Genomic DNA, 12,907 nt, shown 5'->3' on the forward strand with positions numbered 1-12,907 from the left:
GTCGCACGCCGGGTGGCTGTCACGGCAGGCTGAACCCGGCGTCGCGGAAGGCGGCCTGCCCCTGCGGCCCACTGACGAGCTCCATCCACGCGTCCGCGAGCTCTCGGGACCCGGCGTCCGCGAGCACGGCCACCGGGTAGCGGTTGACGACGTCCTCGGCGCCGGGCACGGGGATGACGTCGACGTCGTCCCCGCCGAGGGCGGCGCCGCTCGCGTACACGAGGCCGGCGTCGGCCTGGCCGGTTGCCACCTTCGCGAGCACGTCGGTGACCTGGCTCAGCTCGCTCACCGGCGTGAGGGTGACGCCGAGGCGCTCGGCGAGCTCGACGGTCGCCGCCCCGCAGGGCACCTGGGGTGCGCACACGACGAGGTCGGCGCCGTCCAGGCTGTCGTCGAGACCGGTCACCCCGGCGGGGTTGCCGGCTGGGGTGATGAGGCTGAGCACGTTCTCCGCGACGACGGTCGGCTCGCCGGCCACGAGACCGGCCGCGACGACGTCGTCCATCGTGCGCTCGTCGGCGGTGGCGAGGACGTCGGCCGGCGCGCCGGCGAGGACCTGGGAGACGAGGTCGGAGGAGCCGGCCCAGGAGAAGCGGAGCTCGACGTCCGGGTGCTGCTCGGCGAACTCGCGCCCGAGCTCGGAGAAGGGGATCCCGAGGGAGGAGGCGGCGAAGACGGTCAGCTGCTCACCACCGTCGTCCCCGCCGCAGCCGGTGAGGGCGAGGGTGAGTGCGGCAGCGCACGCGACGAGCCGGCGCCGGGTCACCGGCCCTCCCGGGGCGCTTCGACGATGACGGTCGTCGCCTTGACGACGGCGGAGGCGAGGGAGCCGGGGACGAGCCCGAGCTCCTCGACGGCCTCGGCGCTCATGAGCGAGACGACGCGGAAGGGCCCGCACTGCAGGTCGACCTGCGCCATGACGCCGTCGGCCCGGACCCGCGTGACGAGGCCGGTGAAGCGGTTGCGGGCGGAGCTGGAGACCCCGCCGACCTCCGGGAGCTGGCGCCGCTCGGCGAGCTCCTGGGCGTAGCGGGCGAGCTCGGCGCCGTCGACGACCTTACGGCCGGCGTCGTCGGTGGTGGCGGCGAGATGTCCGTCGTCGACCCACCGGCGCACCGTGTCGTCGCTGACGCCGAGGAGAGAGGCGGCGGGACCGATCCGATAATGCGGCACGGAATCGATCCTACCGCCGCAGATGCGGCTCGGCGTCAGCGACGGACGGTCAGCCCTCGAGCTCGCCTGCGAGGTCGGACTCGTAGAGGCTCGCGAGCTCGGTCTCGACCGCTGCCATCTCCTGCGCCACGTCGACGTCGGAGGTGAGGATCCGCTGGAGGGTCTCGGAGAGCAAAAGGTCGCCGCCGGGCACGAAGACGCGGGCGAAGTCCTGGACCCGCGCCCGGCTCAGCTGCTCGACCGCCGTCTCGAACTGCGGGGTCTGGGCGTAGATCTCGGACATGTCGGCCTCCGTGTGCACCGGGACGTACCCGGTGGCCGCGGAGAAGGCAGCCGTGGACTCGGGGCTGGTCATGTGTCCCAGGAACATCGCCGCGGCGAGCTGACGCTCCGGTGTGCTGTCCGAGGCGATCATCAGGCCGGCGCCACCGGTCGGCGTCTGACCCTCGGCGGCCGGGCCCCCGGGCAGGAACGCGGTCCCGACCTCGAAGCTGGCGGTCTCAAGGATGCCGCCGAGCGAGCCGGTGGACTGGACGATCTGGCTGGCCGCGCCGGAGGAGAAGTTGTCGGCCGGGTCGCCCGAGGCGACCGAGGCCCAGTCCCCCACCGCAGCCTGGGCGAACTCGAGCGCCTCGACCGTCTCCGGGGAGGAGACCGGGGAGAAGTCCCACTCCTCGGACCAGGCGCCACCGTGGCTCCACACGATGTTGGCCATCCACCAGGCGGGGTACTGGTCCTGCGGCGGGAAGGCGAAGGCGGTGTCGGCGACGTCGGCCTCCGTCAGCCGGCGCGAGACTTCGGCAACCTCCTCCCAGGTCTCGGGCGGGGCCTCGATGCCGGCCTCCTCGTAGTGGTCGACGTTGTAGTAGAACAGCGGGGTTGAGCGGGCGTAGGGCACGCCGTAGTGGCTGCCCTCGTAGAGGTAGTCCTCGTAGAGCGCCGCGACGAGCCCGGAGGTGTCGACGTCGGCCTCCTCGAGGAGCTCGTCGACCGGGGTGAGTGCGTCGTTGAGGTAGTTGGGGAACCATGTCGCGTCGGACAGGACGACCACGTCGACCTCCGCGCTGCCCTGCGCCGTCTGGAACCGCTGGGCGGTCTCCTCGTAGTTCGCCCCCGATGTCACGACGTTGACGGCGATGCCCGTCTCCTCGGTGAACTCGGCGATGAGCTCGTTCTCCACGTCGGCCGAGCCGCCGGGGTGGTTGGTCCAGAAGGTGATCTCCTCCGCCGGCTCGACGCCGTCGAGACTGACCTCGTCCGCGGGCGCGGCCTCGGCGTCGGTGCTGGTGTCGGGGCCACAGGCAGTGAGGGCCAGCGCGGCGACGCCGAGAACGGCAGCGCTCCGCGTGAGGCGGGCAGGGGACTTCCTCATGGGTTCTCCTTGGGGGGTCGAACGGGGGTGGACTGGTGGGATAGGGAGGTCTGGGACCGTCACTTCACCGCGCCATGCGTGAGGCCGGCGACGACGTAGCGCTGCAGCGCGGCGAAGACGACGAGGACCGGGACGATGACGAGGACGGCGCCGGCCATGAGGACGCCGTAGCTGCCGGTCTGGGACTCGACGGACTGCAGGAGGTTGAGGCCCACCGGCAGCGTCATCTTGTCCGGGGAGTCGATGATGATGAGCGGCCACAGGAAGCTGTTCCACTCGTTGACGACGGTGACGAGCGCGACGGTGGCGATGGCGGGGACCGAGACGGGGACGGCGATCTGGAAGAGCTTGCGCCCGTGACCCGCGCCGTCGAGCTCGGCCGCCTCGAAGATCTCCTGGGGCAGCGCCTTGAAGTGCTGGCGCAGCAGGAAGGTGCCGAACGCGGTGCCGAGGCCGGGCAGGATGATGCCCCACAGGGTGTTGCGCCCGCCGAGCGCTGTGATCGTGAGGTAGTTCGGCAGCATGGACACCTCGGGCGGCACCATGAGGGCGACGAGGATCCCGAGGAAGATGAGGTTCGCCCCGCGGACCCGGATGAACACGAGCGCGTAGGCGGTGGTCAGCGCGAGCAGCACCTTGACCGTGGCACCGACGACCGTGACGACCACGCTGTTGCCGAGCACGGTGAGCAGCGGCACGCGGGTGGCGACGGCCGCGTAGTTGTCCAGCGTGGGCTCCTGCGGCAGGAGCGTCGGGCTGAGGGTGACGATCTCCCCCGGGGGCTTGAAGCTCGACAGGATCATCCAGGCCAGCGGCAGCACGATGACGAGCAGCGCGACGAGGATCGGCAGGTAGCCCGCGAGGATCGTGTCGGCGAGGTTGCGCGGCGCGAAGGCCTTGGCCCAGTCGGACGTCGGACGGCGCCGGCGGTGCGGCGCGATACCGCCCTTCGTGGGCAGCGGGCTCACCACGGTGTGGTCGGTCACTGGTAGTGCACCTTCCGCTCGACGTAGCGCAGCTGGACCGCGGTGATGACGAACAGCGTGAGGAACAGGACGACGGCGATCGCGGCGGAGTACCCGGCGCGCTGGTAGGCGCCGAAGGACTGGAGGTAGATCTCGAAGATGATCGTGTTGGTCCCGTGCCCGGTCGGCGTCATCGTGCGGAGGATGTCGAAGGCGTTCGTCATCGAGAACAGGACGTTGGTGACGAGCAGGAAGAACACCGTGGGCGTGAGCAGCGGCAGCACGATGGAGAAGAACCGCCGCACCGGTCCGGCCCGGTCGAGCGTGGCGGCCTCGATGAGGTCCTGCGGGACCGACTGCAGCCCGGCGAGGAAGACGACGGCGCAGTACCCGAGGTTCTTCCAGACGTAGACGATGACGACCATGAGCAGGGCCCAGCGCTCGTCGAGGTACCACTCGGGGGACTGGAGCCCGACCGCGGCCAGCAGGTGGCGCAGTGCCCCGGTGCTCGGGTCGAAGATGAAGTTCCAGACCATCGCGACGCCCACGCCGGAGAGCACGTAGGGCGCGAAGACGGCCGTGCGGGCGGCGGTGCGTCCGGGGATGCGCTTGTTGAGGACGAGCGCGACGAGCAGGCCGAGGACCATGGAGCCGACGACCGCGCCGACGGTGAAGACGGCGGTGACCCGCCAGACCTCCAGACCCGAGGGCGAGGTGAAGAAGCGGACGTAGTTGTCCAGCCCCACCGGCGTGGCCCGCGGGGAGCCGAGCCGCCAGTCGAGCGTCGAGTAGTAGATGTTGCTGATCAGTGGGTAGTAGATGAACGCGAGGATCAGCGCGATGTTGGGGCCGGCGAACAGCAGGAACAGGGTCCAGCTCCTCGAGCGGCGCCGACGGCGGGCGCGGGCCCGGTCCTGGTTGGTGGGCTCAGCAGGCCGGTCGGGTGGGACGGGTTCCACCTGGGGCGCGGAGCGCGGCACCGCACTCGGCGGCGCGCTCACGCGAGCTTCTCCTTGCACACCTCCCGGACGTTAGCCACGCAGGATGACCGGCCGGTGGCCGAAAGATGGACGGCGGGTGACTACAGCTCGGTGCTCGTGGGGGTGCGGCGGCGCCTGCGGTCCTGCGGGGTGCCGACGGGCTCCCAGCCGCGGCCCGGCTCGCGGGTGCCGCGGGCGACGGAACCGCGCGAGCGGTAGACGACGAGCGGACGCGTGGAGTACCCCACCGGCGCAGAGAAGGCGTGGACGAGCCGGGTGAAGGGCCACACGAGGAAGAGCAGGAAGGCCGCAATGATGTGGAGCTTGAACTGGAAGGGCACGTCGGCCATGAGCTCGGGCTGCGGCTGGAAGTAGAACAGCGAGCGCAGCCAGGGCGAGATCGTCTCGCGGTAGTCGTAGCCGTGCCCGCCGGCGACGATCTGGTTCTGGACCGTCGCCCACATGCCCAGGACGATCGGCAGGGCGAGCAGCACGTACATGAACTTGTCCATGCGGGTCGTCGCGAGGAACACCGGCCCGGTCTTGCGGCGCCGGTAGATGAGGATCGACAGTCCGACGACCGTCATGATCCCCGCGAGCGCCCCCATGTACGTGGCGATGAAGTGGTAGAAGTCCTGCCCGATGCCCGCCGCCTCGGTCCAGCTCTTGGGGATGAGCAGCCCCATGAAGTGGCCGGCCGCGACGAAGAGGATGCCGAAGTGGAACAGCGGCGAGCCCAGGCGCAGCAGCGCGTGCTCGTAGAGTTCGGAGGAGCGGGTGGTCCAGCCGAACTTGTCGTAGCGGTAGCGCCACAGCAGCCCGACGAGGAAGACCGCCATCGACACGTAGGGGAAGACCACCCACGCGATCGTGCTCAGCCCGTTCATGCCCTGACCTCCATCTGTGCGGTGCCCCCGGGTGAGTAGGGCTCGAGCGGCCCCAGCGCGTTGAGGCCCACCATCTCGGTCGGCGGGCCCGAGGTGATGAGCTCGAGGTACCGGTCACGGACCTCGTCGGTGACCGGCGGCAGGGTGAGGCACACGGCCTCGACGACGGCGGCCCACGGGCTGGACATCGCCGTGAGCGCCGAGCGCAGCACCTCGATGCCCTGCCGGTGCGAGCCGAGCAGTCCACCGGCGATCTCCGCGTCCCCGAGGGCGGAGAACTCCAGGACGATCGGCAGGAAGTCCGGCAGCTCGGGCCGGTCGACCTCCCACCCGGCGGCCCGGTAGGCCTCGACGAAGCGCACGAGCGCCGTGCCCCGCTTCCGGGTGTCGCCGGTGAGGAAGTAGGACAGGTACATCGAGCACTTGCGCTTGAGGTCGAAGGTCGCGACGTAGTCCTGCGCGAGCGCCTCGTCCCCGACGGCCGCGGCGTGGTCGAGGAAGCCCCACAGCCGCTCGCGGACCGGGCCGGGCAGGTCGGCGACGGCGTCGCGGACGGTGCCGTACGCGGCCAGCCGCTCCGCCGTCGGGTAGTCGAGGAGGACGGAGGCGGCCATGTGCGCGACGGCCCGTTCCTCCTCGCTCACGCGGACGGGCTTGAGCGGTCTCAGCTCGGGCGCCCGGATGAAGCCGCTCATCGCGCGCCTCCCGGACGCGGCTCGTCACCGGGGGACTGGTCGCGGACCCGCTCGGTGCCGAAGGCCTCCGGGCCGGGGTCGCCCGCCGGGTAGGGGTCCTCGGCGTAGACGGCGGGTCCGGAGTCGATGTCGCCGGAGTGGTAGTCCGCCCCGCCCTCGGAGGGGGCGTCGTCGACGGCGACGGCGACGCTCGCACCACCGCTCACCTCGTCGTCGCTCTCGTCGGCACGGGGCGGGAACAGCCCGCTCGCGCCGCGCCCGTCCCAGTTGAGCAGGTTGGTGCGCCCGGGCGTCGAGGGCGAGTACGGCGAGGTCTGGCGGTCCTTGAGCGCGTGGAAGTTCTCCACGGTGGCCGGCACGTCCGCGCCGGAGCCGGTGCCGAAGGGCCCCATCCCGCCCATGCCCGGCCCGCCGTGCACGTCGAGGGAGCAGGCCATCTCCTCGAGCTCCCGTGCGATCTCGGCGTGGGTCGAGGGGATGACGTAGCGGTCCTCGTACTTGGCGATGGCGAGGAGCCGGTACATCTCCTCGATCTCCTCCCCCGTCATGCCGACAGCGGCGGCAGTCTCCTCCTGCGGCTCCTCGCCGAGGTTGATGTCGCGCATGTAGGAGCGCATCGCGGCCAGGCGGCGCAGCACCCGCTCGACCGGCGCGGTGTCCCCGGCGGTGAAGAGCTCGGCGAGGTACTCGAGCGGGATCCGCATGGTCGACAGCGCCGTGAGGAGGGTCTTGGCGTCCTCGCCGTCGTTGCCGGAGGCGGTGACGACGTCGACGACGGGGCTCAGCGGCGGGATGTACCAGACCATCGGCAGCGTGCGGTACTCCGGGTGGAGCGGCAGCGCGACCTCGTAGTCGGTGATGAGCTTCCAGATCGGGGAGTTCTGCGCGGCCTCGATCCAGTCCTCGGGCATGCCCTCGCGGCGGGCCGCGGCGATGACCTCGGGGTCGAAGGGGTCGAGGAAGACGCTGCGCTGGGCGGCGAGGAGGTCGTGCTCGTTCGGCGTGGCGGCGGCCTCCGCGACGCGGTCGGCGTCGTAGAGGACGAGCCCGATGTAGCGCAGGCGGCCCACGCAGGTCTCGGCGCACACGGTGGGCAGGCCGGCCTCGATGCGCGGGTAGCACATCGTGCACTTCTCGGCCTTGCCGGTCTGGTGGTTGAAGTAGACCTTCTTGTACGGGCAACCGGTGACGCACATGCGCCAGCCGCGGCACTGGTCCTGGTCGACGAGGACGATGCCGTCCTCGGCGCGCTTGTACATCGCGCCCGAGGGGCACGAGGCCACGCACGAGGGGTTGAGGCAGTGCTCGCAGATGCGCGGCAGGTAGAACATGAAGGTCTCTTCGAACTCGGCCTTCACCTGCGTGTTCATCTTCTTGAGGATGGGGTCATCGGCCATCGTCTCGGTCGAGCCGCCGAGCATGTCGTCCCAGTTGGCCGACCACTTGATGTCGATGTTCTCGCCGGTGAGCAGCGACTTCGGGCGGGCCACCGGGGTGTGCCGCGAGTCCGCCGGCGCGTTGAGCAGCATGTCGTACTCGTAGGTCCACGGCTCGTAGTAGTCGTGGATCGTCGGCATCTTCGGGTTCGAGAAGATCGTCGCGAGCTTCTTCGCCCGGCCGCCGGCCTTGAGCTTGAGCTTCCCGCGGCGGTTGAGCGTCCAGCCGCCCTCCCAGACCTCCTGGTCCTCGTAGGTGCGGGGGTAGCCGAGCCCGGGGCGGGTCTCCACGTTGTTGAACCACACGTACTCGGTGCCGGTGCGGTTCGTCCACGCCTGTTTGCACGTGACCGAGCACGTGTGGCACCCGATGCACTTGTCGAGGTTCATCACCATCGACATCTGAGCCATGACCCTCATCAGTACTGCACCTCCTGGCTACGACGGCGGATGACCGTCACCTCGTCCCGCTGGTTGCCCGTGGGCCCCGTGTAGTTGAAGGCGTACGCCAGCTGGGCGTAGCCCCCGATGAGGTGGCTGGGCTTCATGAGCACCCGGGTGAGGGAGTTGTGGATGCCGCCGCGCTGGCCGGACGTCTCGGCCACCGGCACGTCGACGACGCGCTCGGTCGCGTGGTGCATGTACACCGTGCCCTCCGGCATGCGGTGGGAGACGACGGCGCGGGCGACGACGACGCCGTTGCGGTTGTAGGCCTCGATCCACTCGTTGTCCCGCACGCCGATCTTCGCGGCGTCCTGAGGGGACATCCAGATGTTCGACCCGCCGCGGGACAGGGACAGCATGAAGAGGTTGTCCTGGTACTCGGAGTGGATCGACCACTTCGAGTGCGGCGTGAGGTAGCGGACGGCGACCTCCGCGTGCCCGGCGGCCGCCGGATCACCAGTGGGCGTCGTGTCGCCCGGGACGGCGTCACCGTAGAGGCGGTGCATGTCCAGCGGTGGGCGGTAGACGGGCAGCGTCTCGCCCATCTCCTCCATCCAGTCGTGGTCGAGGTAGAAGTGCATGCGCCCGGTGAGCGTGTGCCAGGGCTTGAGCCGCTCGACGTTGGTGGAGAAGGCGGTGTACCGGCGCCCGCCGGTCTCCGAGCCGGACCACTCCGGGGAGGTGACGACGCTCGTCGGCCGGGTCTGGGCGTCGGTGAAGGTCACCCGCACCGACTCCGACTCCGCGGCGAGGTCGGCCAGCCGGGTGCCGGTGCGCTCCTCCATGTCCTCGAAGCCCTGGGTGGCCAGGCGCCCGTTCGTCGTGCCGGACAGTGCGAGGATCGCCTCGATCGCCTTGGTGTCCTTGTCGAGCGAGGGGCGGCCCTTGGCGATCCCCGAGACGACGCGACCGTTGCGGGCCGCGAGCTCGGCGACCTCCTTGTCCGGCATGAACTTCACCCCCTTGGTCTGCATGCCGAGGGTGTCGGTGAGCGGGCCGAGGGCGTTGAACTTCGCGAGGATCTTCGTGTAGTCCCGCTCGATGGGGATGAGCTTTGGCATCGTCACGCCCGGCACGAGAGGAGTCTCCTCCAGCGGCGCGACGGCGCCGTGCGGGGTGGCCAGGGCGTCGGCGGTGTCGTGGTTGAGCGGGGCGGCGATGACGTCGCGGCGCTCCCCGAGGTGCCCGACGCTGAGCTCGGAGACCTTCGCGGCGAGGTCCTGGAAGATCCGGAAGTCCGTCCGGGTCTGCCACGGCGGGGCGATCGCCGGGTTGAAGGAGTTGACGAAGGGGTGCATGTCCGTCGTCGAGATGTCGTGCTTCTCGTACCAGGTGGCGGCCGGCAGCACGATGTCGGAGTAGATCGTCGTCGACGTGTTGCGGAAGTCGATCGTCGTGAGGAGGTCGAGCTTGCCCTCGGCGGCCTCGTCGCGCCACACCATCGACGTCGGTCGGCGCCCGGGCGGGGACTGCTCGTTGCGCACCGAGGACTCCGCACCGAGGAGGTGCTTGATGAAGTACTCGTTGCCCTTGCCGGACGAGCCGAGGATGTTCGAGCGCCACACGGTGAGCACCCGGGGGAAGTTCTCCGGGGCGCTCGGGTCCTCGACGGCGTACTTGAGGCGGCCCTCGCGCAGCTCGTCGACGATGTGCTCGGCGACCTCCTTGCCGGCGGCCTTGGCCTCGTCCGTGAGGTCGAGGGGGTTGCGGTTGAAGGTGGGGAAGCTCGGCACCCAGCCGCGCTTGGTCGCCTCGACGAGGGTGTCCGCCGTCGTCATCCCCGCGAGCTTGCCGGTGGCGAGCGGTGAGGTGAGGGTCTGCGCGGGCAGGCCGTCGTAGCGCCACTGCTCGGTGCCGAGGTACCAGAAGGCGGTGGAGATCATGTGGCGGGTGGGGCGCTGCCAGTCGAGGCCGAAGGCGTACTGCTGGAAGCCGGTGATCGGCCGGACCTTCTCCTGGCCGACGTAGTGCGCCCAGCCGCCGCCGTTGACGCCCTGGCAGCCGGTGAGCTGCACGAGGGCGATCATCGCGCGGTAGATGGTGTCGGAGTGGAAGTAGTGGTTGGTGCCGGCGCCCATGACGATCATCGAGCGACCCTTGGAGCGGCGGGCGTTGTCCGCGAACTCCCGGCCGATGCGGATGACGGCGCTGATCGGCACACCGGACTGCTCGGCGGCCCACGCGGGGGTGCCGGGCTGGGTGGCGTCCTCGTAGCCCTCGGGCCACTCGCCGGGCAGGCCGGGGCGATCCACGCCGTACTGGGCGAGCAGCAGGTCGAAGACCGTGGTGACGAGGCGCCCGCCGACCTCGCGGACGGGCACACCGCGGCGGAGCACGCCGGTGCCGCCGACGTGGAGGCCGGCGTCGCCGCTCTCCGCGCCGGGGACGACGTCGAAGCGGGGCAGGAGCACCTCGACGGCGCCGGCGCCCTCGCCCAGGACGGACACGAGCGGGTCGTGACCCTGCAGGTCGAGGTTCCACTTCCCCTTGCCCTGCTCACCGAAGCGGTCACCCAGGGTGCCGTTCGGGACGAAGGGGGCGCCGTCGTCGTCGAGCATGACGGTCTTGAAGGCGGCGTTCTCGGTGCCGGCGTGCTCGGGCAGGTCGGCGGCGGTGAGGAACTTGCCCGGGACGTAGGCGCCGTCGCGCTCCTCGAGGGAGACGAGGAACGGGGAGTCGGTGTAGCGCTTGATGTAGTCGGTGAAGTAGGGCTCGGGCTTGTCGACGTGGAACTCGCGGAGGATGACGTGGCCCATGCCCATGGCGAGCGCGCCGTCGGTGCCGGGGTGGACGGCGAGCCACTCGTCGGCGAACTTCGTGTTGTCCGCGTAGTCCGGGGAGATGCCGACGACCTTCTGGCCGCGGTAGCGCGCCTCGACCATGAAGTGGGCGTCCGGGGTACGGGTCACCGGGATGTTCGAGCCCCACATGATGAGGTAGCCGGCGTCGAACCAGTCGGCGGACTCGGGCACGTCGGTCTGGTCCCCGAAGATCTGCGGGGAGGCCATCGGCAGGTCGGCGTACCAGTCGTAGAAGGACAGCACGTTGCCGCCCATGAGGGACAGGAAACGCGTGCCGGCGCCGTAGGAGACCTGTGACATCGCGGGGATGACGGTGAAGCCGGCGAGCCGGTCCGGGCCGTACTGCTTGGTCGTGTAGACGTGCGCGGCGGCCATGATCTCCATGACCTCCTCCCACTGGGCGCGCACGAGGCCGCCGCGCCCGCGGGCCTTCTTGTAGCTGCGCGAGCGCTCGGGGTCCTCGACGATGTCGGCCCACGCGAGCACGGGGTCACCCAGTCGCGCCTTGGCCTCGCGGTACAGGGCCAGGAGCTTGCCCCGCACGTAGGGGTAGCGCACCCGCGTGGGCGAGTAGGTGTACCAGCTGAAGGCGGCGCCGCGGGGGCAGCCGCGGGGCTCGTACTCGGGCTTGTCCGGCCCGGTCGTGGGGTAGTCGGTCTGCTGCGCCTCCCACGTGATGATGCCGTCCTTGACGTACACCTTCCACGAGCAGGAGCCGGTGCAGTTGACCCCGTGGGTGGAGCGGACGACCTTGTCGTGGCTCCAGCGGTCCCGGTAGAAGGAGTCGCCCTCGCGCCCACCCTTGAGGAAGAGGCGGGACAGGTCCTCCGAGGCCTCACCCCGGCGCAGGAAGGTGCCGAGCTTGAGCAGCGCGTCGGTGGCCGCCGTCTGCGGCTTCTCCGGTCTCGTCGTCGTCATCGCGTGGTCCTTTCCGTGGTCTGTCGGGAGGCTCGGCGAACGGGCCACCAGCAGAAGGCGGCGACGCCCAGCGCGCTGATGGCGAGGAGGACGAAGCCCAGGGTGTAGGCGTCGGTCGCGCCGTAGACGGCGCCCATGACGAGCGGCGGGAAGAAGCCGCCGAGGCCGCCGGCCGCGCCGACGATGCCGGTCACCGAGCCCACGGTGCCGGGGGGCGCGACCTTGGCGACGAGCGCGAAGCAGGCGCCGGAGGCGGCACCGAGGGTGGCGGCCAGGGCGAGGAAGGCGACCGTGCCCGCCGGCAGCAGCTGCAGCCGCAGGGCGGCCAGCACCGCCATCGCCCCGGCGACGACGAAGCACGCCGTGAGGACCGGGACGGGGTGGAAGCGGTCGGACAGCCAGCCGCCCACGGGGCGGGCGATGACCGCGAGCACGATGAACCCGGCGGTGCGGAAGGAGGCGTCGGACCGGTCGAGACCGAAGTCGTTGATGAGGTAGGTCGGCAGGTAGACGCTGAAGGCGACGAAGCCGCCGAAGCCCATGGCGTAGATGAGCGAGAGCTGGAGGGTGGCGGGGATCTTCAGGGTGTCCCAGGTGCGGCGCAGCATCGAGCCGGTGGCCGCCGGCGGGCGGGCGGGCGAGTCGCGCAGCAGCACCCAGGCGACGGCGGCGTACACGGCGAGGACGACGGCGACGAGCACGTAGGGCGCGGGGCGGCCGTAGTCGTCGGCGATGCCGACGGTGGTGAAGGCGGCGACGGCGGTGCCGGCGGTGCCCATCCCGAAGATGCCGAGGGCCAGGCCGCGGCGCGCCGGCGGGTACCAGGCGTTGACGAAGGGCACGCCGACGGCGAACGCGGTACCGCCGATCCCGAGGAAGAAGCCGCCGATGATGAGCATCGCGAAGCTGTTGGCGACGAAGCCGACGAATAGCGTCGGAATGATCGTCACGAGGCTGACGGCGGGGAACATCACGCGGGCGCCGAAACGGTCGGTGAGAGCACCGACGGGAATGCGCCCGAGCGAGCCCACGATGACCGGGACGGCGACGACGACCGACACCTGGAAGGCGCTGAGCTCGAGCTCACCGCCGTAGGTGTTGCCCAGCGGCGCGATGAGGTTCCAGGCCCAGAAGTTCACCAGGAAGCCCACGGTGGCCAGGCCGAGCATGAGGCCGGGCGAGCGGGCCGCTCCCTCCGTCGGCTCCGTTGCGACGTCGTCCCTGCTCACGTGCCCT

10 protein-coding genes are annotated in these 12,907 nt (G+C 70.7%); all 10 read right to left on the minus strand.

All coding sequences use genetic code 11. The features are described from left to right. Positions 1–19 precede the first annotated feature (19 nt). Positions 20–766: a molybdate ABC transporter substrate-binding protein gene (gene modA, locus AA0005_RS17595; RefSeq protein WP_413451381.1), complete on the minus strand. Its 747-nt coding sequence runs from the start codon at positions 764–766 to the stop codon at positions 20–22. Continuing rightward, positions 763–1,173 (minus strand): TOBE domain-containing protein, encoded by a 411-nt coding sequence (locus AA0005_RS17600; protein ID WP_413451382.1) that lies wholly within the window; start codon positions 1,171–1,173, stop codon positions 763–765. Before AA0005_RS17600 ends, modA begins: the two co-directional genes overlap by 4 nt. 49 nt (positions 1,174–1,222) lie before the next feature. Beyond that, positions 1,223–2,545, minus strand: a complete 1,323-nt coding sequence (locus tag AA0005_RS17605) for an ABC transporter substrate-binding protein (RefSeq protein ID WP_413451383.1) — start codon at positions 2,543–2,545, stop codon at positions 1,223–1,225. Positions 2,546–2,604: 59 nt separating this feature from the next. Further along, positions 2,605–3,531, minus strand: a complete 927-nt coding sequence (locus AA0005_RS17610) for a carbohydrate ABC transporter permease (protein ID WP_413451384.1) — start codon at positions 3,529–3,531, stop codon at positions 2,605–2,607. Further along, a complete protein-coding gene (locus tag AA0005_RS17615; protein WP_413451385.1) occupies positions 3,528–4,511 on the minus strand; it encodes a carbohydrate ABC transporter permease in 984 nt (327 codons plus the stop codon). Before AA0005_RS17615 ends, AA0005_RS17610 begins: the two co-directional genes overlap by 4 nt. Before the next feature lie 80 nt (positions 4,512–4,591). Then, a complete protein-coding gene (gene narI, locus AA0005_RS17620; protein ID WP_413451386.1) occupies positions 4,592–5,377 on the minus strand; it encodes a respiratory nitrate reductase subunit gamma in 786 nt (261 codons plus the stop codon). Next, complete coding sequence (narJ, locus tag AA0005_RS17625; protein WP_413451387.1) at positions 5,374–6,072, minus strand: nitrate reductase molybdenum cofactor assembly chaperone; 699 nt, start codon at positions 6,070–6,072, stop codon at positions 5,374–5,376. The genes narI and narJ overlap by 4 nt, the downstream gene beginning before the upstream one ends. Beyond that, positions 6,069–7,928, minus strand: a complete 1,860-nt coding sequence (gene narH, locus AA0005_RS17630) for a nitrate reductase subunit beta (RefSeq protein ID WP_413451388.1) — start codon at positions 7,926–7,928, stop codon at positions 6,069–6,071. The genes narJ and narH overlap by 4 nt, the downstream gene beginning before the upstream one ends. Further along, positions 7,928–11,671 carry a nitrate reductase subunit alpha gene (locus AA0005_RS17635; RefSeq protein ID WP_413451389.1) on the minus strand — a complete coding sequence of 1,248 codons (3,744 nt, stop codon included), beginning with the start codon at positions 11,669–11,671 and terminating at the stop codon, positions 7,928–7,930. The genes narH and AA0005_RS17635 overlap by 1 nt, the downstream gene beginning before the upstream one ends. Beyond that, entirely contained in the window at positions 11,668–12,840 is a 1,173-nt protein-coding gene (locus tag AA0005_RS17640) for an MFS transporter (protein WP_413453125.1), read from the minus strand. The genes AA0005_RS17635 and AA0005_RS17640 overlap by 4 nt, the downstream gene beginning before the upstream one ends. Positions 12,841–12,907 lie beyond the last annotated feature (67 nt).

The sequence above is a fragment of the Georgenia phoenicis genome (assembly GCF_047302425.1).
Taxonomy (GTDB): domain Bacteria; phylum Actinomycetota; class Actinomycetes; order Actinomycetales; family Actinomycetaceae; genus Oceanitalea.